The 21,084-nt window shown below is 72.9% G+C and carries 22 protein-coding genes; 10 read left to right on the top strand and 12 right to left on the bottom strand.

Going from position 1 to position 21,084, the window contains the following annotated elements:
- Positions 1 to 18 precede the first annotated feature (18 nt).
- The 6 genes from ASD62_RS10935 (at position 19) to ASD62_RS10910 (ending at position 6,551) form a co-directional block, all read left to right on the top strand.
- Positions 19 to 1,230: an alpha-hydroxy acid oxidase gene (locus ASD62_RS10935; RefSeq protein ID WP_056915987.1), complete on the top strand. Its 1,212-nt coding sequence runs from the start codon at positions 19 to 21 to the stop codon at positions 1,228 to 1,230.
- 10 nt (positions 1,231 to 1,240) lie between these two features.
- Positions 1,241 to 2,035, top strand: a complete 795-nt coding sequence (locus tag ASD62_RS10930) for an HAD family hydrolase (RefSeq protein WP_056915986.1) — start codon at positions 1,241 to 1,243, stop codon at positions 2,033 to 2,035.
- 116 nt (positions 2,036 to 2,151) lie between these two features.
- Positions 2,152 to 3,573 (top strand): sensor histidine kinase, encoded by a 1,422-nt coding sequence (locus ASD62_RS10925; protein WP_200956878.1) that lies wholly within the window; start codon positions 2,152 to 2,154, stop codon positions 3,571 to 3,573.
- Complete coding sequence (locus ASD62_RS10920; protein ID WP_056915985.1) at positions 3,570 to 4,292, top strand: response regulator transcription factor; 723 nt, start codon at positions 3,570 to 3,572, stop codon at positions 4,290 to 4,292. Before ASD62_RS10925 ends, ASD62_RS10920 begins: the two co-directional genes overlap by 4 nt.
- A 106-nt stretch (positions 4,293 to 4,398) precedes the next feature.
- Positions 4,399 to 5,298, top strand: a complete 900-nt coding sequence (locus ASD62_RS10915; RefSeq protein WP_369818796.1) for an ABC transporter ATP-binding protein — start codon at positions 4,399 to 4,401, stop codon at positions 5,296 to 5,298.
- Complete coding sequence (locus ASD62_RS10910; protein ID WP_082580724.1) at positions 5,295 to 6,551, top strand: ABC transporter permease; 1,257 nt, start codon at positions 5,295 to 5,297, stop codon at positions 6,549 to 6,551. Before ASD62_RS10915 ends, ASD62_RS10910 begins: the two co-directional genes overlap by 4 nt.
- 13 nt (positions 6,552 to 6,564) lie before the next feature.
- On the opposite strand, the gene ASD62_RS10905 is transcribed toward ASD62_RS10910, so the two are convergent.
- Entirely contained in the window at positions 6,565 to 7,173 is a 609-nt protein-coding gene (locus ASD62_RS10905) for a hypothetical protein (protein WP_056915984.1), read from the bottom strand.
- Positions 7,174 to 7,214: 41 nt separating this feature from the next.
- On the opposite strand from ASD62_RS10905, the gene ASD62_RS10900 reads away from it, so the two are divergent.
- Genes ASD62_RS10900 through ASD62_RS10890 form a run of 3 tightly spaced genes read left to right on the top strand, consistent with a single transcriptional unit; the run spans position 7,215 to position 9,714 of the window.
- Positions 7,215 to 8,171: a DUF2332 domain-containing protein gene (locus tag ASD62_RS10900; RefSeq protein WP_235530683.1), complete on the top strand. Its 957-nt coding sequence runs from the start codon at positions 7,215 to 7,217 to the stop codon at positions 8,169 to 8,171.
- A 31-nt stretch (positions 8,172 to 8,202) separates the two neighbouring features.
- Entirely contained in the window at positions 8,203 to 9,030 is an 828-nt protein-coding gene (locus tag ASD62_RS10895) for an RNA methyltransferase (protein ID WP_056915982.1), read from the top strand.
- Positions 9,031 to 9,078: 48 nt separating this feature from the next.
- On the top strand, positions 9,079 to 9,714 hold the full coding sequence (locus tag ASD62_RS10890) for a VOC family protein (protein WP_056915981.1): 636 nt from the start codon (positions 9,079 to 9,081) through the stop codon (positions 9,712 to 9,714).
- 43 nt (positions 9,715 to 9,757) lie between these two features.
- Here the strand turns inward: ASD62_RS10890 and ASD62_RS10885 are convergent, their stop codons facing one another.
- Positions 9,758 to 10,159 (bottom strand): MmcQ/YjbR family DNA-binding protein, encoded by a 402-nt coding sequence (locus ASD62_RS10885; protein ID WP_056915980.1) that lies wholly within the window; start codon positions 10,157 to 10,159, stop codon positions 9,758 to 9,760.
- A 144-nt stretch (positions 10,160 to 10,303) separates the two neighbouring features.
- A complete protein-coding gene (gene purB, locus ASD62_RS10880) occupies positions 10,304 to 11,713 on the bottom strand; it encodes an adenylosuccinate lyase (protein WP_056915979.1) in 1,410 nt (469 codons plus the stop codon).
- Between the two features lie 85 nt (positions 11,714 to 11,798).
- On the opposite strand from purB, the gene ASD62_RS10875 reads away from it, so the two are divergent.
- On the top strand, positions 11,799 to 12,821 hold the full coding sequence (locus tag ASD62_RS10875) for an aldo/keto reductase (RefSeq protein ID WP_056915978.1): 1,023 nt from the start codon (positions 11,799 to 11,801) through the stop codon (positions 12,819 to 12,821).
- On the opposite strand, the gene ASD62_RS10870 is transcribed toward ASD62_RS10875, so the two are convergent.
- The 9 genes from ASD62_RS10870 to ASD62_RS20720 all read right to left on the bottom strand — a co-directional run.
- Positions 12,814 to 14,337 (bottom strand): LLM class flavin-dependent oxidoreductase, encoded by a 1,524-nt coding sequence (locus tag ASD62_RS10870; RefSeq protein ID WP_056915977.1) that lies wholly within the window; start codon positions 14,335 to 14,337, stop codon positions 12,814 to 12,816. The genes ASD62_RS10875 and ASD62_RS10870 overlap by 8 nt on opposite strands.
- Positions 14,338 to 14,360: 23 nt before the next feature.
- On the bottom strand, positions 14,361 to 14,750 hold the full coding sequence (locus tag ASD62_RS10865; RefSeq protein ID WP_056915976.1) for a tetratricopeptide repeat protein: 390 nt from the start codon (positions 14,748 to 14,750) through the stop codon (positions 14,361 to 14,363).
- 124 nt (positions 14,751 to 14,874) lie between these two features.
- Positions 14,875 to 15,396 (bottom strand): low molecular weight protein-tyrosine-phosphatase, encoded by a 522-nt coding sequence (locus ASD62_RS10860; RefSeq protein WP_056915975.1) that lies wholly within the window; start codon positions 15,394 to 15,396, stop codon positions 14,875 to 14,877.
- A gap of 24 nt (positions 15,397 to 15,420) precedes the next feature.
- Positions 15,421 to 16,302 carry a M56 family metallopeptidase gene (locus ASD62_RS10855; RefSeq protein ID WP_082580723.1) on the bottom strand — a complete coding sequence of 294 codons (882 nt, stop codon included), beginning with the start codon at positions 16,300 to 16,302 and terminating at the stop codon, positions 15,421 to 15,423.
- Positions 16,303 to 16,388: 86 nt separating this feature from the next.
- Complete coding sequence (locus ASD62_RS10850; RefSeq protein ID WP_369796256.1) at positions 16,389 to 16,808, bottom strand: BlaI/MecI/CopY family transcriptional regulator; 420 nt, start codon at positions 16,806 to 16,808, stop codon at positions 16,389 to 16,391.
- Positions 16,805 to 18,466 carry a thiol reductant ABC exporter subunit CydC gene (cydC, locus tag ASD62_RS10845; protein WP_056915972.1) on the bottom strand — a complete coding sequence of 554 codons (1,662 nt, stop codon included), beginning with the start codon at positions 18,464 to 18,466 and terminating at the stop codon, positions 16,805 to 16,807. The genes ASD62_RS10850 and cydC overlap by 4 nt, the downstream gene beginning before the upstream one ends.
- Positions 18,463 to 20,064, bottom strand: coding sequence for a thiol reductant ABC exporter subunit CydD (gene cydD / locus ASD62_RS10840; protein ID WP_056915971.1), 1,602 nt, complete (start codon positions 20,062 to 20,064; stop codon positions 18,463 to 18,465). Before cydD ends, cydC begins: the two co-directional genes overlap by 4 nt.
- On the bottom strand, positions 20,064 to 20,846 hold the full coding sequence (gene cydB, locus ASD62_RS10835) for a cytochrome d ubiquinol oxidase subunit II (RefSeq protein ID WP_369818795.1): 783 nt from the start codon (positions 20,844 to 20,846) through the stop codon (positions 20,064 to 20,066). Before cydB ends, cydD begins: the two co-directional genes overlap by 1 nt.
- Position 20,847: 1 nt before the next feature.
- A partial coding sequence (locus ASD62_RS20720) for a cytochrome d ubiquinol oxidase subunit II (protein WP_235530776.1) occupies positions 20,848 to 21,056 on the bottom strand: 209 nt, incomplete at its 3' end.
- Between the last annotated feature and the right edge of the window lie 28 nt (positions 21,057 to 21,084).

Here is a 21,084-nt window from a genome sequence, read left to right as displayed (position 1 = left end):
CCCGGTTAGGTTGGACCGATGAGTGATCGACAGCTGCCCAGGTGGTCCGAGCTCAAGCCACTCCTTCGACCCAAGCCGCTCGAGCTCGACGCCCGCAAGCGCCGCCTCGACGCGGCCCTGACGATCGCCGACCTGCGACGGGTCGCCAAGCGCCGCACGCCGACCTCGGTGTTCGACTACACCGACGGCGCGGCCGAGGGCGAGATCAGCCTGCGGCGGGCCCGGCAGACCTTCGCGGGCCTGGAGTTCCACCCGGCGATCCTCCAGGACGTCTCCGAGATCGACCTGTCCACGAGCTTCCTCGGCCGGCCGTCGCAGCTGCCCTTCTCGTTCGCCCCCACGGGGTTCACCCGGATGATGCAGCACGAGGGCGAGCGGGCGGTGGTGCGGGTCGCCGACCGGATCGGCATCCCCTACGCCCTCTCGACCATGGGCACGACCTCGATCGAGGACGTGGCCGCCGCGGCCCCGAACGCCCGGAAGTGGTTCCAGCTCTACGTCTGGAAGGACCGCAGCGCCGGGGAGGACCTCATGCGCCGGGCCGAGGAGGCCGGGTACGAAGCGCTCATCCTCACGGTCGACGTCCCGGTCGCGGGGGCCCGGTTGCGCGACGTGCGCAACGGGTTCTCGATCCCGCCGGCCCTGACGGTGAAGACGGTCGCCGACGCGGCCCTGCACCCCACCTGGTGGGGCAACCTGCTCACGACCGAGCCCCTGACCTTCGCCTCGCTGGCGTCGTGGGACGGCACCGTGGCCGAGCTGCTCAACACGTTGTTCGACCCGACGATGACCCTGGCCGACCTCGAGTGGGTGCGCTCGTTCTGGAAGGGCCCGCTCATCATCAAGGGCGTCCAGACCGTGCACGACGCGAAGATGGTCGTCGACGCAGGGGTCGACGCGATCGTGCTGTCCAACCACGGCGGGCGCCAGCTCGACCGTGCGCCGGTGCCGTTGCGGCTGCTGCCCGACGTCCGCGAGGCGCTCGGTGACGACGCCGAGATCATGATCGACACCGGGGTGATGTCCGGCGCCGACGTCGTGGCGGCGGTCGCCCTCGGCGCCAGCAGCGTGATGGTCGGTCGCGCCTACCTCTACGGGCTCATGGCCGGTGGCGAGGCCGGGGTGCAGCGGGCCGCCGACATCCTCACCGCCGAGGCGCGGCGCACCATGGCCCTGCTCGGCACGCGCCAGATCTCGGACCTGGGGCCGCAGCACGTGCGCCTTCCGTAGGCTCGGGCCCATGGCCCACCCCCACCTCGTCGCCCTCGACGTCGACGGCACGACGATCAACCACGCCGGAGAGCTGTCGCCCGCCGTGCGTGACGCCGTCCACGCCGTGGTCGCCGCCGGTCACCACGTGATCATCGCGACGGGGCGCTCCATCCCTGCCACCACCTCCATCCTGGAGGAGCTGGGGATCACGACCGGGTATGCCGTGTGCTCCAACGGCGCGGTCACCCTCGAGCTGGATCCCGCTGAGGACAAGGGGTTCCGGATCATCGAGGCGGTGACGTTCGACCCCGCGCCGGCGCTGACCCTGCTCCGGGGCGAGTGGCCGGACGCCGTGATCGCCGTGGAGGACCTCGGCGTCGGGTTCAAGCTGAGCGCGCCGTTCCCCGACGGCGAGCTGCAGGGCGAGCTCACGGTGGTCTCGTGGGAGGAGCTCGTCGCCGAGCCGGTCACCCGCGTGACCTTCCGCTCGCCGACCGGCACCGCGGAGGACTTCCTCGCCCTGACCGAACGGATCGGCCTGCACGGCGTCAACTACGCCGTCGGCTTCAGCGCCTGGCTCGACCTCAACCCCGAGGGTGTCTCGAAGGGTTCGGCGCTGGAGATCCTGCGCCGCCACCTCGAGGTCGACCCGCAGTTCACGGTCGCCGTGGGCGACCAGCGCAACGACCTCGAGATGCTCCAGTGGGCCGCTCGGGGCGTCGCGATGGGGAACGCCCCCGACGAGGTGAAGTCCGCCGCCAACGAGGTCACCGGCGACGTCGACGACGACGGCCTGGTGCCGGTCCTGCGCTCACTGCTCTGACGCCGCACGCGCCATACCGAATCGGCGCGACCGCGCCATGACGATTGGCGCGACGGCGCCGGATCTCCGACTCGAGGGGGAGGACCGCCGGGCGGCGTCCGACCTAGGGTGGAGCGGTGACCGCCGAACCCGCCACCACGGTGCGATCACGGCTCGCCGCGTTCTTCGCCGTCGACGACCCGTGGTTCCGGGGTGCCGAGGTGTCCCGCTGGGACGTGGTCGTGGGCGTGGGGACGTTCGGGCTGTCGGCGGTGACGTTCGAGATGTCCCGCAGCATGGGCGCCCTCGAGAGCATCGGCGAACCCGTCTGGCTGCAGTACCTCGCCGTCGCGCTCGGCGCCCTCCTGCTCGTCGGCCGCCGTCGCTGGCCGCTCACCGTCGCCGTGCTCGCGGCGCTGCACATGTTCGTCGTCGGGGTCACCATGCCGGCGGTGATGGGGCAGCTGGCCCTGCAGATCGTGTACTTCGTCGCCATCTTCAGCGGGGTCGCCTGGAGCCGCAGCCGCCGCGACATGCTGGTCGTCATGGGTGGCGTGGTGCTGTTCATGTTCGTCTGGCTCGCGTGGACGTTCGCCATCGGGAGCGGCATCGACAGCATCCGCGAGAGCCTCGGCGAGGACGCGTCGCGCCGACCGGGACTGGTCAGCCCGGTGGCCGCGAGCGTCGTCGTCACCGCGGTCGTCAACGCCCTCTACTTCGGTGGCGCGATCATCGGGGGCCAGGTCGCCTGGCGCGGTGCCCGCCAGCGGGCCCGGCTCGCCGACCAGGCGCGGACCATCGGGGAGCAGAGCGCCGACCTCCAGCAACGGGCCGTGCTGGGCGAGCGGCTGCGCATCGCGCGCGAGCTGCACGACGTCGTGGCCCACCACGTGTCCGTGATCGGGATCCAGGCGGCCGGGGCACGGCGACTGCTCACCAGGGACCCCGAGGCGGCGGCCCGCGCGCTCGCCTCGGTCGAGGGGTCGTCCCGTGAGGCCGTGCACCAGATGCGCTCGCTGGTGGGTGCCCTGCGCGAACCCACCGACGCCCGGGGCGCCGGCGCGGGCGACCCGACCCACCGCGCCCCCGAGCCGGGGCTCGGGGACCTGCCTGCCCTGGTCGGCGAGGTGTCGGCGCCGGGGCTGCGCGTGACCTACCAGCTCGTCGAGTCGCCCGGGGGGGCGGCGGCCGCCCTGCCCGCCGCCCTCGGTCTGTCGCTCTACCGCATCGCCCAGGAGGCGCTGACCAACGTCCGTCGTCACTCCACTGCCGCCAACGCGTCGGTGGTGCTGCGGGTCGAACGCTCCGCGCGGACGCCCTTCGTCGAGGTCGAGGTGACCGACGACGGCCGCCCCGTGCCGGGTTCGTCGGGCTCCGGGCTGGGCCTGCTGGGGGTGCGCGAACGAGCCGCCTCCCGTCGGGGTCAGGTCGACATCGGCCCGCGCGTCGGTGGTGGGTTCCGGGTGCGGGTGCGCTTCCCGCTGCAGGACGTCCCGACCGGTGACGTCGTGGCGCAGGACGAACCCGCGAGCGGGGCCGCCGTGGGAGGTCCGCGGTGAGCGACCGGTTGCGGGTGCTCATCGTCGACGACCACCAGCTCGTGCGGTCGGGGTTCGCGATGATCCTGTCCGTGGAGGACGACCTCGAGGTCGTGGGCGAGGCGGCCGACGGCGCGGCCGCGGTCGCCCAGGCCCGTGCCCTGCGCCCGGACGTCGTGCTCATGGACGTGCAGATGCCCGGCACCGACGGGATCGAGGCGACCCGCCAGGTCGTCGCCGAGGACCTGGGCCGGGTCATCATCCTCACGACGTTCGACCGTGACGACTACCTCTTCGACGCGCTGGAGGCGGGTGCGAGCGGCTTCCTGCTCAAGAACTCCGACGCCGACACCCTCGTCGACGCCGTCCGCGCCGCGGCCGGGGGCCACGCCCTGCTCGCCCCCGAGGTCACCCGCCGTGTCATCGAGCGGATGACCGCTGCCCCGCGCCCCTCCGCCGGTATGCCGCCCGCTCCGGACCGCGGCGGCCCCACCTCCGCGGCCGCTCGTGAGGGCGTGGCCCGTGACCCCGGCTACGCCCTGCTCACCGAGCGCGAGCGCGAGGTGGTGGTCCTCGTCGGGGAGGGGCTGAGCAACGCCGAGATCGCCACCAGGCTCTTCGTGGGGGAGGCCACCGTGAAGACCCACGTCTCGAACTGTCTGGCCAAGCTCCACCTGCGCGACCGGGTCCAGGCCGTCGTCTGGGCCCACCGGGCCGGCCTCATCCCCCAGGGGGAGTGAGTACCACCGTCCACGTCCGCCCCGACCCCGGGGCGCTCCGCACACCACTGCACATCTCCTCCTCCAGAGGGATGTCCCGCCCGGCCCCCCTGCCTAGCGTGGAGGCATGGACACAGGGGACACGATGCTCGAGACGCGGGGACTGACCAGGCGGTTCGGGGAGAACACCGCCGTCGACGGGGTGGGCTTCCCGGTGCCGGGGGGTGCGATGACCGGGTTCGTCGGGGGCAACGGCGCCGGGAAGACCACGACGATGCGGATGGTCATGGGGGTGCTCGGCATCCACGCGGGGGAGGTCCGCTGGGACGGGCGGCCGATCACCGCGGCAGACCGTCGGCGGTTCGGCTACATGCCGGAGGAGCGCGGGCTGTACCCCAAGCAGCCGATCGTCGACCAGCTCGTCTACCTCGCGCAGCTGAGGGGGATGGACGCGGCAGCCGCCCGGACCTCGGTGGTGGAGCACCTGGAGAGGTTCGGGCTCGGTGACCGGCAGCGCGACCCGGTGGAGAAGCTGTCGCTCGGGAACCAGCAGCGCGTGCAGATCATCGCCGCCCTGGTGCCGACGCCGGTGGCGCTCGTCCTGGACGAGCCCTTCTCCGGCCTCGACCCGACGGCGGTCGACTCGATGGCCGACCTGCTGCGCGAGCACACCCGGCGCGGGACGCCGGTGCTGTTCTCCTCGCACCAGCTCGACCTCGTCGACCGGCTGTGCGACCGGCTCGTCGTCATGGCGCGCGGCAAGGTCGTCGCGCAGGGCTCGGCCGACGAGCTCCGGTCCGGTGGTCCCGTGCGCTACCGCCTCGTCGTCGGCGGCGACGCCGGCTGGACCCGCGACCAGCGCGGTGTCCACGTGGCCGACGTCGACGGGGGCACCGCCCTCATCGAGGTCCTCGAGCCCGGCGCCGAGCAGCACGTCCTCGGCGAGGCGGCCGCGCGCGGCCCGGTGCACGAGTTCCGGCGCATGGTGCCCAGACTCAGCGAGATCTACCAGGAGGTGACGGCATGAGCACCCGGACGGACGCACAGGCGCAGCAGCCGGTGCAGGACACGACGACCGGGCAGGATCCGGCCCGGCTGCCGGCCCGAGCCTCAGGGGGGAGCGCCTGGACGTTGGTGGCCCGCCGTGAGGTGATGGTCAAGCTGACCGACAGGTCCTTCCTCGTCGGCACGGCCGTCACCCTCGCCCTCATCGTCGGGGCGCTCGCCCTGCAGGTCGTGCTGAGCGGGCACACGAGCACCTCGAAGATCGTCGCCTCGTCGCCCGCCGCGGTGACGATGGTCGACAAGCTCGCCGGCCAGGCCAGCACCCTGGACAAGTCGGTCAAGGTCGAGCTCGTCCGGTCACCCTCGGACGCGGCGGCCAAGGCCGCCGTCCAAGACGAGGACGCCGACGCGTGGCTGCGGCAGACCTCGAGCGGGTGGGAGCTCACCACGAAGGAGAGCGCCGACACCTCGCTCCTCACCGTCGTGCAGCAGGTCGTGCGCGCCGACACGATCGACCGCAACGCCGACGCGGCGGGCACGACCCTGGCCGCGCTCGAGCAGGGCAGCACGGTCGCCACCACCCAGCTGGTCGGCGACGCCAAGGAGTCGCAGCTGAGCCAGCTGATGGGGTTCGCCTTCGCCTTCCTCTTCTACATCGCCGCCCTGACCTTCGGGATCACGCTGGCCAGCAGCGTCGTCGAGGAGAAGCAGTCGCGGATCGTCGAGATCATCGCCGGCGCGATCCCGTTGCGGCAGCTGCTCGCCGGCAAGATCGCCGGCAACACGGTGCTGGCCGTCGGGCAGATGGCGATCTACGTCGGGGTGGCCATGGTCGGGCTCGCGTTCACCGACTACAGCGGCCTCATCGCGGGGGTGTCGGGGACGGTCGGCTGGTTCCTGGCGTTCTTCCTGGCCGGGTTCGTGGCGCTGTCGTGCCTCTGGGCGGTCGCCGGTGCGCTCGCCTCGCGGACCGAGGACCTGCAGTCGACCCAGATGCCGGTGACCATGCTCGTCATGCTGATGTTCTTCGGTGGCATGTTCCTCGACGGGACGTTCCGCACCATCGCGTCGTTCGTGCCGCCGGTCTCCGCGCTGCTCATGCCGATCCGCATGCTCGACGGCGGGGTCGCCTGGTGGGAGCCGGTGCTGGCGATGGTGCTGCTCGTCGGGTTCGCCCTGCTGCTGGTGCTGGCGGCCGAGCGGGTCTACCGCCGCGCGCTGATGCAGACCGGCGGCAAGCTCAGCCTCAAGGAGGCCTGGCGCCTCGAGGACTGAGCCCGGTCGTCGGTCAGCGGGACTGCAGGGCGTCCAGGGCGACGGCCATCGCGAGGCCGACCCGCCAGTCGAGCTGCCAGCCGTTGCTGGCCTGCGGCAGGTGGATGTCGTAGCGGTCGCGCAGGGAGCGCTTGCGCTCCGAGGTCAGGACGACGCTGCCGTCGGCAGCGGTGAAGTCGAAGTGGAACAGGAACGGCAGCGGGATCTCTCCGACGTAGGGCACGAACTCCCAGACGCGACGCGCGATGGCGACGTTCTTGTTGCGCTCGGTGCCGAACGCAGCGAGTCCGTCCGGGGTGCCGAGGTGCCACGAGGAGCGCAGCAGCGACTTGCCGAAGTCCTTGCGGAACCAGCCGATCGGCGCGCCGCCTGCGTCGAACACGTCATACGTCGCGCCGAGGTCCATCCGCTGGCGGGCCTTGAACGAGAAGACCGGCTGCTTGCGCGCCTCGTCGGCGTAGAAGGTGACCTGCTCCTTGAACGCCATCCGCTTCTGCTGGGCGACGGCGATGACGGCGCCCTCGTTGCCGGCCGCGTCGACGGTCCGGATCTCGTAGCGGTTCACCATCATGGTGATCTTCTGTCGGAGGGCGTAGCGCTCGGTCACGGCAGGATGGCTCATGGCGGACAGTGTGCACGACGGGCCCGTGCCATCATGCCGGGGTGCTGGAAGTGCCCGACCCCGAGTACCTCGCCTTCGCGCGCGGCCAGGCGGCCGGTTCGTCCCCCACCTACGAGCGCCTGGCGTATGCCGTTGCCTCCGATCCGCAGGCACAGCAGGCGCTCGCGTCGGTGCCCGTGGCCAAGCGGCAGCCCAACCTCCTGTTCGGCACCGGCCGGCTGCTCGGCGCCCCGGTCGACGACCCGACGGCGTTCCTCACCTGGCTCGCCGGGAACTGGACCCGGGTCCGTGCCGAGCTGCTGACCCGGTCCACCCAGACGAACGAGGCAGGCCGCTGCGCCACCCTCGTCCCGGCGCTGAACCTGCTGCCCGGGCCGCTGGCCCTCCTCGAGGTCGGCGCCAGCGCAGGGCTGTGCCTCTACCCGGACCGCTACCGCTACGACTGGGGTGACGGCGTGGTCGGCGACGGTCCCGGGCCGGTGCTGGCCTGCACCTGGTCCGGTGATGCTCCGACCCCCACGGCGGTGCCCGAGGTGGTCTGGCGGGCCGGTCTCGACCTGCACCCGCTCGACCTCACCGATCCCGAGGACCTGGGCTGGCTCGAGTGCCTCGTCTGGCCGGAGCACGACGAGCGCCGTCGTCGGTTGCAGGCGGCTGCCGGGCTCGTGGTCGCAGACCCGCCCCTGCTCGTCACCGGCGACCTCGTCGACGACCTGCCCCGGCTTGCTTCCCTGGCTCCCGCGGGGGCGACGCTCGTCGTGATGCACAGCGCGGTCCTCGCCTACGTCGACGCGCAGACGCGGGCGCGGTTCGTCGAGGTGGTCCGGTCCCTCGGGGCGCACTGGCTCGCCAACGAGCACCCGAGCCTGATCGACCTGCTGGTCGCCGCACCCGAGCCGCCGGACGTCGTGGGGCCGCAGCCGTTCCTCACGGCGCTCGACGGCACGCCTATCGGCTGGTCCGGGCCGCACGGGCAGTCCTACCGTGCGCTGACCTGACCGGGCGATGACCTGACACACTGATCCGGCCATGGCTGACCTCCACATCACCTCGCCGTCCAACCCGAGGCTCAAGTCACTCGCCGCGCTGCGCCGTCGCCGCACGCGCGAGGAGACGGGGCAGACGCTCATCGAGGGGTACGAGGAGCTGACGCTGGCCCTCGACGCCGGGGTGCTCCCCGAGGCCCTGTACTACTGCCCCGACCTCATGCTCGACCCCGCGGCGCAGACCGGGGTGGTGGACCAGGTGCGCCGCTCGGGGGTCGACACCGTGCTCGTCTCGCGGGCGGCGTTCGAGAAGGCCGCCTACCGCGAGGGCCCCGACGGCTTCATCGCCGTCGTCCCCGCCGTGGCCCGCACCTGTGCCGACCTCGTCGTCGGCCCCCACGCCCTCACCGTCCTGTGCCAGGGCGTCGAGAAGCCGGGCAACCTCGGCGCCATGCTCCGGACCGCCGACGCCGCGGGCGTCGAGGCCGTCATCGCCGCCGACCCGGTCACCGACTGGGGCAACCCCAACCTCGTCCGCGCCTCCAAGGGCACGGTCTTCTCGGTGCCGGTGGCCAGCGACTCGACAGCGGCGACGCTGGCCTGGCTCGACGCCCACGGCATCGCCCTGGTCGCGACGACCCCGGACACCGACGTCGACTACACGGACGTCGACTACACCGGCCCGGTGGCCGTCGCGGTGGGTGCGGAGAAGTACGGGCTCACCGACGAGGTGCTCGCCCACGCTGCTCACAAGGTCCGAATCCCCATGGTGGGCAAGGCAAACTCCCTCAACGTGGCGACATCGGCAGCAATCGTCATCTACGAGGCCGTTCGCCAGCGCGCGGCACTGGGAGCACCGCTGCCCCACTGACCACACCCGTGTCAAGAGCACTCCCCGGGGTGTGCCACGATGTCGGGTATGCGAGTTGACCATGTTTCGTATGCAGCTGAGCACGACGGTTTGAAGGCCACCGCTGCTCGCTTGGCGAAGGTCATCGGGGTGGACGCAGTCGACGGGGGCATCCACCCCCGCTTCGGCACTCGCAACGTGATCCTCCCGTTGGCCCACGAGCGGTACGTCGAGGTCGTCGAGGTGCTCGACCACCCGGCCTCCGACAAGGCCCCGTTCGGCCAGGCCGTCCGTGCGCGCTCCGAAGCCGGCGGTGGCTGGCTCGGCTGGGTCGTCGCGGTCGACGACCTCGCGCCGTACGAGCAGCGCATCGGCCGCGAGGCGGTCGTCGGCAACCGGCACCGCCCCGACGGTGTGGAGCTGCGCTGGCGCCAGCTCGGCGTCAAGGGCCTCATGTCCGACCCGCAGCTGCCCTTCTTCATCAAGTGGGACGACCCCGCCCTGCACCCCTCGACCGCGGCCCACACCCAGGTCACCATCGACGGCCTGCAGATCGCCGGGGACCCGGCCCGGGTCCGCGAATGGCTCAACATGAAGGCCGACGACACGTCCTCGGTCATCGACTTCACCTTCGTCGCCCCGCACGGCACCCCCGGGCTGCTGTCGGTCACGTTCGACACCCCCACGGGCAAGGTCACCGTCTGACGGCCCCGTCCAGCGGCTCGACCCACCCGGGGAGCCGCTCCGCTCACGCCTCGTCGAAGAACTTCTCGACGAGGCGTCTGGGCGCCTTGGCGGCCCACGCGTCGGTGATGACCTCCTCGAGCTCGCGCCGGGTCAGCTTCCCGAGATCGCGCTCGCGCACGAGGATCGCGTTGTAGCCGTCGAAGTGCGGGGTGGTGAACCACGGTCCGTCGGAGGCGACGAGAGCGTCCTTGTCGTTCTGGTCCGCGACGCTGAGCAGGATGACGTCCTGCATGCGTTCGCCGGTGTCCGGGTCGATGGCATCCGGTCGCGGTTCACGGAAGTGCAGGAACGACTTCTTCCGCACGACGTAGGCCGGGCGCCCCCAGGACGTGCCCTCCTCCACCTCGGGCAGTGCCAGGGCGATCTCGGCGAGGTCGGCCAGTCGGGCCTTGCGTGCCGTCATACCTCGCCACGCTAGCCGTGCCCACCGACGAGCGCGACGGTATGGCGCCCACGCCCGACCGCCGCTCGACCGCCCCGCGCGCCCGCCGCTCGACCGCCCCCGCCCGCCCGACCACGCGAACGGTGGGAGGTTTGCGGTGAGGGGTCAGTCGAGGTAGTCGACGAGCTCCGGCGCAGCGCCGATGTAGGTCGCCGGCGTCATCGCGGCGAGCCGGGCGGCGACGTCGTCGGGCAGGCCGAGGCCGCCCACGAACTCGCGCAGGTCGTCGCCGGTGATGCGGCGGCCGCGGGTGAGCTCCTTGAGGCGCTCGTAGGGGTTCTCCATCCCGGCCACGCCCTGGGCGCCCAGCGCCCGCATCGCGGACTGGACCGCCTCGCCGAGGACCTCCCAGTTGCGGTCGAGGTCGGCGGCCATCGCGGCGGGCACGGCGTCCAGGCCGGCCAGGCCCCGCTCGGCGTTGTCGATGGCGAGCAGCGAGTGGCCGAACGCCGACCCGATGTTGCGCTGCATCGAGGAGTCGGTGAGGTCGCGCTGGAGGCGGCTGTTGACCAGGGTCGAGCCGAGGACGTCGAGGAGCGCGTTGCTCACCTCGAGGTTGGCCTCGGCGTTCTCGAACCGGATCGGGTTGACCTTGTGCGGCATGGTCGACGAGCCGACGGTGCCCTGGCCGCGGACCTGGGCGAAGTAGCCCATGGAGATGTAGGTCCACACGTCTGTGCAGAGGTTGTGCAGGATGCGGTTGAACCGCGCGACGTCGGCGTACAGCTCGGCCTGCCAGTCGTGGCTCTCGATCTGGGTGGTGAGAGGGTTCCACTCCAGGCCGAGGGACTCGACGAACCCACGGCTCAGCGCGGGCCAGTCCGCCTCAGGGACGGCGGCGAGGTGCGCGCCATACGTGCCGGTCGCGCCGTTGAGCTTGCCGAGGAAGTCGGCGCCCTCGATGCGGCGCAGCTGGCGGCCGAGGCGGTGGGCGAGCACCGCGAGCTCCTTGCCCATCGTCGTCGGCGTCGCCGGCTGCCCGTGCGTGTGGGCGAGGAGGGGCACGTCGCGCAGGTCCGAGGCCATCGTCGCGACGGCCTCGACCAGGCGGGTCGCGCGGGGGAGCCAGACCTGCTGGACGGCGCCCTGCACCATGAGCGCGTAGGACAGGTTGTTGATGTCCTCGCTGGTGCAGCAGAAGTGGATGAGCTCGGCGAGGCCGGCGTCCTCCTCGGCGGGGGCGATCGTGGTGAGGCGGCGCTTGAGGAAGTACTCGACGGCCTTGACGTCGTGCAGCGTCTCGCGCTCGATCGTCGCGAGCTCCTCGATCTCGTCGGCCCCGAAGTCCGCGACGACCTGGCGCAGCTCGGCCTGCTCCTTCTCCGTGAGCGAGCGGACCCCCGGGACGACCTGGTGGGTCGTCAGCCAGATCAGCCACTCGACCTCGACCCGGACACGGGCCCGGTTGAGGGCCGGCTCGGACAGGTGGTCGACCAGCGGGGCCACGACACCGCGGTAGCGGCCGTCGAGGGAACCGAGGGCGATGGAGGGGGTCGCGTCAGCAAGCGAAGCCATGGCCCCAGTCTCCCAGAGGAACCGACCCCTCCCGCACACCCGTCCAGTCGAGCGGCGCCCGGCCGCGCGGCATACGGTGGAAGGCATGCGCTACACCACACTCGGATCCACCGGCACCGTCGTCTCCACCCAGTGCCTCGGCACGATGACCTTCGGGGCGGAGGCCGACGAAGCCACCTCCGGCGACATCATCACGGCCTACGTCGAGGCGGGCGGCACGTTCCTCGACACGGCCGACGTCTACTCGGCAGGCGTCTCGGAGGAGATCATCGGCCGCTGGCTCAAGGCCCACCCCGACGACGCCAAGAACCTGGTCATCACCACCAAGGGAAGGTTCCCGATGGGCGAGGGGCGCAACGACCTCGGCCTCTCCCGTCGGCACCTGCGCGAGGCCCTCGACGCCTCGCTGACGCGCCTCGACGTCGACCACATCGACCTCTACCAGATGCACGCCTGGGACGCGGTGACCCCGCTCGAGGAGACGCTGCGCTTCCTCGACGACGCGATCAGCGCCGGCAAGATCTCCTACTACGGCTTCTCCAACTACCTCGGCTACCAGGTGACCAAGGCGGTGCACACCGCCCGCGAGCACGGGTGGACACCGCCGGTGACGCTGCAGCCGCAGTACAACCTGCTGGTCCGCGACATCGAGCACGAGGTCGTCCCGGCCTGCCTCGACGGTGGCCTCGGGATGCTGCCGTGGTCGCCGCTGGCCGGGGGCTGGCTGACCGGCAAGTACCAGCGCGACACCACGCCGACGGGCGAGTCCCGCCTCGGCGAGGACCCGGAGCGCGGCATGGAGGCGTGGGGCCCGCGCAACAAGCAGGAGCGGACCTGGGCGGTCATCGACGCCGTCGGCGAGGTCGCTGAGGAGGCTGGCGCGACGTCGGCGCAGGTCGCCCTCGCCTGGGTCGCCGCCCAGCCGGCCGTCACCTCGGTCATCCTCGGCGCGCGCAACGTCACCCAGCTCGCCGACAACCTCGCGGCTGCCGACCTGGACCTGACCGCGGAGCAGCTCGACCGGCTCTCCGAGGTCAGTGCCCCCCAGATGGACGACTACCCCTACGGCACCGCTGGCATCGGCCAGCGCCACCGCTCGATCAGCTGAAGCCGTGGCGGGAGAGGGCGGGGATGAGCTCCCGCTCCTCGTAGGACAGGTGTGACAGCAGGGTGGCGCCGAGGAGGTCCACGGCGTCGCGCACGACCGATGTGCCCTTCTCGCCCGAGACCATCTGGACGAGTGCGTGGTCGACCTGCTCGAGGACGTCGTGGATGACGTGGTGCTCCGCCTCGAGCCGGTCGATCACCGGGGCCAGCTGGGGGTCGCTGTGCCGCAGGTGCGGGAAGACCGAGCGGTCCTCGAGCGTGTGGTGACCGGTGACGACGCGGCAGTACGACGCGCAGTAGGCACCCAGCGTCCAGTTGTTCTGGCGCATCGTCAGCTCGTTGATGATGTTGCGCGCCCGTCCGGCGTCGGTCTCGCCGGCGGCGACCTGCTCGACGACGTCGCGGAGGCGTTCGAGCTCGCCGCGCAGGTGGTCGTGGACGTCCACGAGGTGCTGCCCGGTCGCCTGCTGGGTGGCGGTGAAGCGCTCGTCCGGGTCGACCGGCGCGCTGGGTCGGGTCGACTCGTCCCACACGTCGGCCGGCACGTCGGTGCGCGGGGCCTGCGTGGCCCGGACCTCGAGCGTCTCCCCTCGGGTCGGTGCCGCCGCCTCGGGTGCCTTCGGCTGGACAGCGGCGCGGGCGCGCTCGGTGTCGACGAGCTCGCGGGTCAGCGGAGCCACCTCGGCGGCGAACCGCTCGACGTCGTCGAGGCTGCTCACGGCGAGGATGTAGGTGCTCATTCCCTGGTCGAGGGTGATCTCGGCGAGCTGCTCGGCCCAGTCCCGCGGCTGGCCCTCGAGCAGGCCGCCGCCGGACCCGAACCGGCCGTGGATGTTGTAGAGGCGACGGATGTCCACGGGCGACCGGCCGGCCTTCTCCGCTGCCTCGTCGATGGTGGCGTTCATCGCCGAGAGGGTCTCCGGCGCGGCATACCCCAGGCTTGGGAGCCAGCCGTCGGCGAGGCGACCGGTGACGCGGAGCATCCGCGGCTTGTACGCGCCGACCCAGATCCCCACGTCGTGCGCCGGGACCGGGCCCGCGTGCAGGCCCCTGACCGGGTAGTGGTCGCCGTCGAGGGTGACCGAGCCCCGCCCCGACCAGAGGGCACGGATCACCGCGATCGCCTCCTCGAGGGCCTCGACCGCCTCGCCGGGCGTCCGGCGGGGGCCGCCGGCGGCGACGATCGCGTCCCAGAACGCCCCGGTCCCCAGACCCAGCTCGGCCCGCCCGCCGCTGAGCTGGTCGAGCGTCGCGACGCTGCGCGCGAGGACGACAGGTGGGCGCAGCGGCAGGTTCGCGACGTTGGGGGCGACCCGGACCGAGGTCGTGCGGGCCGCGATCACCGACAGCAGGGTCCAGGCGTCCAGGTGCTTGGCCTGGTACGGGTGGTCCTGGATCGTCACGAGGTCGAGGCCCCCGACGTCGGCGGCCTCCGCCATCGCGAGGGTCTCGTGGAGGCGGTCGGCGTCCGGGCTCGGGAAGATGCCGAACTCCAGCTCGTGTCCGTAGTCGGTCATCGTCGTCCTCTCACGCGGGTGGATCAGGCCGATCGGCGGGTGCTCGCCTCACCGTAGGCGGTGGGGCGTTCGTGGTCGCCGAGGATGCTGGCCAGGGCCAGGTGGCGGCGGGCGTCGTCGTGGCGGCGCTGACGCTGAAGGGTGCGGCCGAGCAGGAGGTGCAGGTAGCCGTCGTCCGGCGCCTGCTCGACCAGCTCGCGCAGGACGGCCTCGGCCCGGCCGAGCTGGGCGGAGCCGAAGTAGGCGCGGGCCAGCTCGGTGCGCAGGGCCGTGGTGCCGTGGCCCATGTCCTCGCGGGTGGCCTCCTCGACGAGCTCGGCGTACGCCGTGGCCGCCGCCGCGTGGTCACCGCGGTCGGCGAGCCCCTCGGCGAGGGCCAGACGGAGGCTGAACGGCGTCGTCATCGTGGTCATGCCACCACAACATCGTTTCGATTTCAACTATTCCGAGGAGATGGGCCGCCGAGTTTGAAGCGGTGGCACAGCCCAGGCGTCGCTGCTGCTTCAAACTCGCGAACGAGGGTCGGTGGACCGGCGGTCAGTTGCGGCGGGAGGTGAGCTCTCGCCGGACGTGCTCCACGACGCCGTCCGCCGCGGCCGTGACCTCGGCGTAGGTCTGGTCGAAGGCGCTGTCGTCGCCGTACCAGGGGTCGTCCATGTCGAGGTCGTCGGCCTCGGCGGAGACGGGGTCGAAGGACCGGAACATCCGCACCTTGGCCCGCTGCTCGTCGGTGCGGGCGAGCTTGGTCAGCTCGAGGTGGTGGCCGGCATCGGCGGCCAGGACCAGGTCGACCTCGTCGAACCACGAGCGCTCGAACCTGCGGGCCACGTGGTCGCTGCCGCCGAGGTCGTCGTGGCCGTTGCGGGCGAGGACCGCCAGCGTGCGCGGGTCGGCCGGGTTGCCGACCTCCCACGAGTGCGTCCCGGCGGAGTCGACGACCACCTCGTCCTCGAGCCCGGCGTCGGCGAACCGCTCGCGCAGCAGGAACTCGCCCATGGGGGACCGGCAGATGTTGCCGGTGCAGACGACGGTGACGCGGTAGGGCCGGTTGGTGCTCATGCGGCCATTCAACCCTGCCGCGGTTCAGCCCAGTGCGACGGCCAGCAGCGCCACGGGCGTGGTGAGCACCAGCGCTGCGAACGCGAGCATCGCCATTCGAAGGGCGGGGCTGGCGTCGGGTTCGGTGAGCAGCAGCATTCGGTCGCGGGTGGCCGACGACGCCCCGGCAGACCTGTCGGCGGCGCCCCCGTCGCCGGCGCTGCCGCCCACGGCACCGCCGTCGGCAGCGCCCTCGTCGGTCGTGCCGTCGGTGGCGCCCAGGGCCGTGTCCGGGTGCGCGCCCCCGGCCAGCGACACGAGGGCGCGGGCGAGCGGAACCGGTCCGGCGACCTTGCGGGCGGCCCGGTCGGCCAGCACCTCGACGAGCAACCGGACCTCGCGCAGCGCCTCGACCGCCCGCAGCCGCGACGGCACCGCCTCGTGCAGCACCGCGAAGAACTCCAGCACCAGGTCGTGCCTCGCCCGCAGGTGCGCCCGTTCGTGCGCGAGGACCGCGGCGAGCTCGTCGGCGGGCAGGGCCAGCAGGGTGCCCTCGGTGAGGACCACCCGTCGTCGCCGCCCGGGCAGGCAGTATGCCGTCGGCGTGGGGTGCGCGAGGACGCGCACCTCGCCCCCGGCCAGGCCCGCGGTGCGGCTGTCATGGGTCCCGAGCGCGTCGACCAGCTCGCCGTGACGACGGCGCTCGCTGCGCAGCCGGGTGCCGACCCGGTGACCGGACCACAGCACGCGGGCGAGCATGCCGCCGCTGAACAGGAGGGCGACGACCGTGGCCCACCCCGGCAGCGTGGTGCTCGCGACAGCCGCCGGCGCCACGGCGAGGGCGGCCACGACCCCGGCCAGCGACACGCACTGCCACACGACCAGCGCCTCGAACGGTGCCCGCCTGAACCGCGTCAGCCCGGCCATGACCCGCGGACCCGGCCCGGCCAACGACCCCGCGGCCACGGCCAGCGCGACGGTGGCGGCCGGAGCAGCGGAGGCGAGCTCCCCGGTCAGGGCCGCGGGCCCTCGGAGTGCCGCTGCTCCACCTCGGCGAGGGCCGCCTTGAGGTCGGCGATCTCCTCTGCCGTGGCATCCCCGAGGAAGTGCAGCATCGCGGTCCGTCGGTCGGGGGCCGCCATGCCGCTCAGCTGGGCCCGCATCGAGGTGGCGGTGAGCTCCTCGCGGGAGTCGGCCGCGGCATACAGGTAGGCCCGTCCGCTGCGCTCCTGCGTGAGGAGCCCGCTCTCGGCAAGGCGCCCCATGACGGTCATGACCGTCGTGTAGGCGAGGTCGCGGCTGCGGCTCAGCTCGTCGTGCACCTCGCGGACCGAGAGGGGGGCGCGACCGTCGGCCCCGGCCGCCCAGACGGCGTCCATCACCGCGCGCTCGAGCTCGCCGAGCTTGTTGATCGCCTTGTGCGGCATCGTCATCCCACCTGTCCCACGAGCCCGACCTCCGGGCTCGTCAGGTCCATGATGCCGTCCGCGTCCGTGAGCCCCTCGGGCCGGTGGCTGACGACGACCACGGTGCGCCCGCCACGGGACCGGACGAGGTCCCGCAGGACCGCGACGGCGGTGGGGTGGTCGAGGTGGGCGACGGGCTCGTCGAGCAGGACCACGGGTCGGCCGGACAGCAGCGCGCGGGCGATGGACAACCGGGCGCGCTCGCCGCCGCTGACGCCCTGTCCGCCGCTGCCCAGGACCGTGTCGAGACCGTTCGGGAGCGACGCGAACCACTCGCCCAGCCCGGCGTCGTCGAGCGCCTGCCCGACGGCCCGGTCGTCGGCACCCGGTCTGGCGAGTCGCAGGTTCTCGCGCAGGGTCGTCGCGAACACGTGCGGCTCGTCGTCGACCACGGCGACGAGGTCGCGGACCGTGGCGGCAGGCAGGTCACGGACGTCGACCCCGTCCACGAGGTACCGCCCGTCCGACGGGTCGAGCTGTCGCGCGAGGACGGCGAGGAGGGTCGACTTGCCGCAACCGCTCGGCCCGACGACGGCCTGCACGGTCCCGGCCGGCAGGTCGAGGTCGGTCGTGGGCAGGTGGGTGCGGGTGCCGTCCCACGTCGCGCTGACCCCGCGCAGCTCGAGGTGGGGCGTGCCGCCCGGCCGGCGCGGGCGCAGCCGACCGGACAGGGGCTGGGGGTGGTCGACGACGGCGGGTTCCGCGTCGAGCAGGGAGTCCAGACGGGTCGCGCTCGCCTGCGCGCGGGCCCATGAGCGGGCGACGTCCGGCAGGGAGCCGAACACCTCGGCCAGGGCGAACGGCGCCAGCACCAGGAGGGCCGTCACGGGGTCGGAGTGCCCACCGCGACGGGCGACGACGGCGCACGCGACCGTGGCCAGCGCGGTCGCGAGCGGGAGGGCGGCCGCGGCGAGGGCGCGGCCGACGGCCTGGCGTCGCGTGCTCGCCGCGACGGCTGCGTGGGCCTCGTCGACCCGGGCCAGCGCAGCGGCCGTGGCCCCGATGGCCTGCAGCTCGTCGACCTGCGAGGCCACCAGCTCGGTCACCCGGGTCAGCTCCTCCCGGGCCGTGCCGAGCTCGACCTGGCTGCGTGCCTCCACCCGCCAGGCGACCACGGTGACCGCCGCGACGGTGGCGAGGAGGGCAGCGACGACGATGCCGGCCGCGGGTTCGACGAGGGTGCACAGCACCAGGGCACCGGCGCCGGTCAGAGTCACCGCGAGCACGGGCACCGTCACCCGGACCTGCGCCTCGACCCGGTCGGTGACGTCGTCGACGACGCCGCGCAGCACCGCTGCCCGACCCCGGCGGGGCAGGCGGGCAGGAGTCAGCGGCACCAGCGCGGCATACACGTCGGTGCGCGCCCGGGCCAGGTCGTCGAGGGCGGCGTCGTGCGAACGCAGCCGCTCGCGGTACCGCAGCACCGGCCTCGCCATCCCGAACGTCCGGACGGCCACGATCGCGGTGAGCAGGGTGAGGATGACGGGGCGCTCGCTGGCGCGGACGATGAGCCAGCCGGAGGTCGCGGTGAGCGCCACCCCCGACCCGAGTGCGCCGGCGCCGATGACCCCGGCGAGGACGACGCGGGGCGAGGCCACGCGCCGGCCGACCCGGGGGCTGCTCATGCGGTCACCCCGACCGGCTGCAGGTGCACGTGCTGGTCGGCGAGGGCGACGAGCTCGGGGCGGTGGGTGACGACGATGACGCAGCGGCGTTCGGCGAGGGTGGCGATGACCTCGTGGGTCAGGGCGGCGGTGGCCTCGTCGAGGTGGGCGGTGGGTTCGTCGAGGAGCACGACGGTGGCCCGGCTGAGGGTGGCCCGCGCGAGGACGAGGCGGGCCCGCTGCCCGGCCGACAGCCCGCGGCCGTCGTCGCCGAGCGGGGTGTCGAGACCTGCGGGCAGGGCGGCGACGGGGCCCTCGAGGCCCACCTCCCGCAGCGCCGCCCACAACGACTCGCCCGGTGTGCTGGAGTCGCCTCCGAGGGTGAGGTTGCTGCGGATGCTCTCGGTCGTGAGGAACGGGCGTTGCGTCACGAGGTGCGTCGCCGGCGCCGTGACCGTCCCCCGGGAGGGTGTCCGCAGGCCGGCCACCAGCGCGAGCAGGGTCGACTTGCCGACGCCCGACGGACCCGTGACGACGGTGAGGCCGACGCCGGCGGCGAGGTCGAGGTCGTCCAGGACCGGGTGCGTGGCTCCGGGGTGGGTGTACCCGAGCCCGTGCACCTCGACCCGGGCGGCCTTGGGCACCGTGTGGACGAGGACGCCGTGGTCCTGTCGTTCCTGCGCCCCGTCGCCGAGCCGGGCGGTGACCTCGGCCAGGGCGGCGGCACCGTCGGCGGCGCTGTGGAACTCCGCGCCCACCCGTCGCACCGGCCAGTAGGCCTCGGGCGCCAGCAGGATCGCGACCAGGGCCGTCCCGAGCTCCAGGCCGCCGTGCGACAGCCGCAGCCCCACGATGACGGCGACGATCGCGACACAGATCGTCGCGAGCAGCTCGAGCGCTGCCGAGTTCAGGAAGGCCAGCCGCAGGGTGGCCATGGTGGTCCGGCGGTGCCGCTGGCTGACCTCGCCGATGACGGCGGTCTGTCGCTCGGCCCGACCGTAGGCCGCCAGCGTCGGCAGCCCGCGCACCACGTCGAGGAAGTGCCCGGACAAGGAGGCCAGTGCCTTCCAGCGCTGCTGGGTCGCGTCGCGGGTCGTGGCCCCGATCAGGGCGGCGAACACCGGGAGCAGCGGCAGGGTGAGCACGACCACGAGGGCGCTGCGCCAGTCGACGACCGCGAGGACCACGACGGCCAGCGGCGGGACGACGCAGGCGGTGACGAGGGCGGGCAGGAACCGTGCGACGTACGGCTCGATGCTCGTCGCTCCCTGGTCGGCGAGGACCAGGGCGGTCGCCGGGTCGGGGCGCCGCTCGGCCGGGGCGGCGGCCCAGTGGCGCAGGAGGCGGCTGCGGGCCCCGGCGCTGACCGCGGCACCCGCCGACGCCGCCACGCGTTCGCCGGTCAGGGCGAGCAGCCCGCGGACCACGAACAGTCCGAGCAGGTATGCCGCGGGGGCGCCGAGGGGCACACCCCTCACCGCCGCGACCACGACGGCGGACAGGGCGAACGCCGTGGCGACGGTCGCGATGCCCTGGGCCACGCCCACGGCGCCGAGTGTGGCGAGCGGGCGTCGGGCCTCGGGCAGCGTGCGCAGGACCTGCGGGTCGAACGGACGCATCAGCGGGTGGCCGGGCTGGGCTCGGCGTGGTCGTGCCGGGTGGCGCCCGGGATGTGCTGCGTGCCGATGCGCTTGCGGAAGATCCAGTACGTCCACGACTGGTAGAGCAGGACGATCGGCGTGAACAGCACCGCCACCCACGTCATGATCTTGAGCGTGTAGGGCGTGCTCGAGGCGTTCACGGTCGTCAGCGACCACGCGGCGTCGAGGGTGCTGGGCATGACGTTCGGGAAGAGCAGGAGGAAGTACGTCGTCACGGCCATCGCGATGGTCACGAAGGTGCCGACGAAGGCCCAGCCCTCGCGGCCCCGCAGGTTGGCCGCCAGGGCGGCGACGAGGGCGCCGGCGGCGACCACCGTCGTCACCCACGAACCGATGTTGCCGTCAGCGGCGCCGAGGATGGCGAGGAGGGCCACGGCGAGGACCGCGGTGACGACGCCGGTGCGGGTGGCGACGCCCCGGGCGTCCTCACGGATCGGGCCGGTGGTCTTCAGGGCCACGAACAACGCGCCGTGGGTGAGGAAGAGGCCGACGGTGACGAGGCCACCGAGCAGCGAGACCGGGTTGAGCAGGGTGAACAGGTTGCCGGTGAACTCCTTGCTCGCGTCGATCGGCAGGCCCCGCACGACGTTGGTCAGGGCGACGCCCCAGAGCAGGGCCGGCACCGCCGAGCCGACGATGATCGCGGCGTCCCAGCGGGCCCGCCACGTGGCGTCATCGCGCTTGCCGCGGTAGTCGAACCCGAGGTTGCGCACGATGAGGGCGACGAGGATGAGCAGCAGNCCCGCCGTCAGCACCCAGACCTCGTTGCCGTCCCACACGGGGCCGATCGTGTTGATCATGACCCGGCGGCGCTTCTCCGTGGTCTCGTCGTCCTCGCCCCGTCCGAGGACGGGGAGCAGCATGCCCACCCCGAAGTCGAAGCCCTCGAGGACGAAGTAGCCGGTCCACAGGACGGCGATGATGATGAACCACACGGTGCTGAGTTCCATTGCGGTGCAATCCTTTTCAGTCAGTCAG

Source organism: Phycicoccus sp. Root563 (assembly GCF_001427915.1).
Classification (GTDB): Bacteria; Actinomycetota; Actinomycetes; order Actinomycetales; family Dermatophilaceae; genus Pedococcus.
Note: the sequence above shows the minus strand (reverse complement) of the source record. Positions and strands in the feature narration are given on the sequence as shown.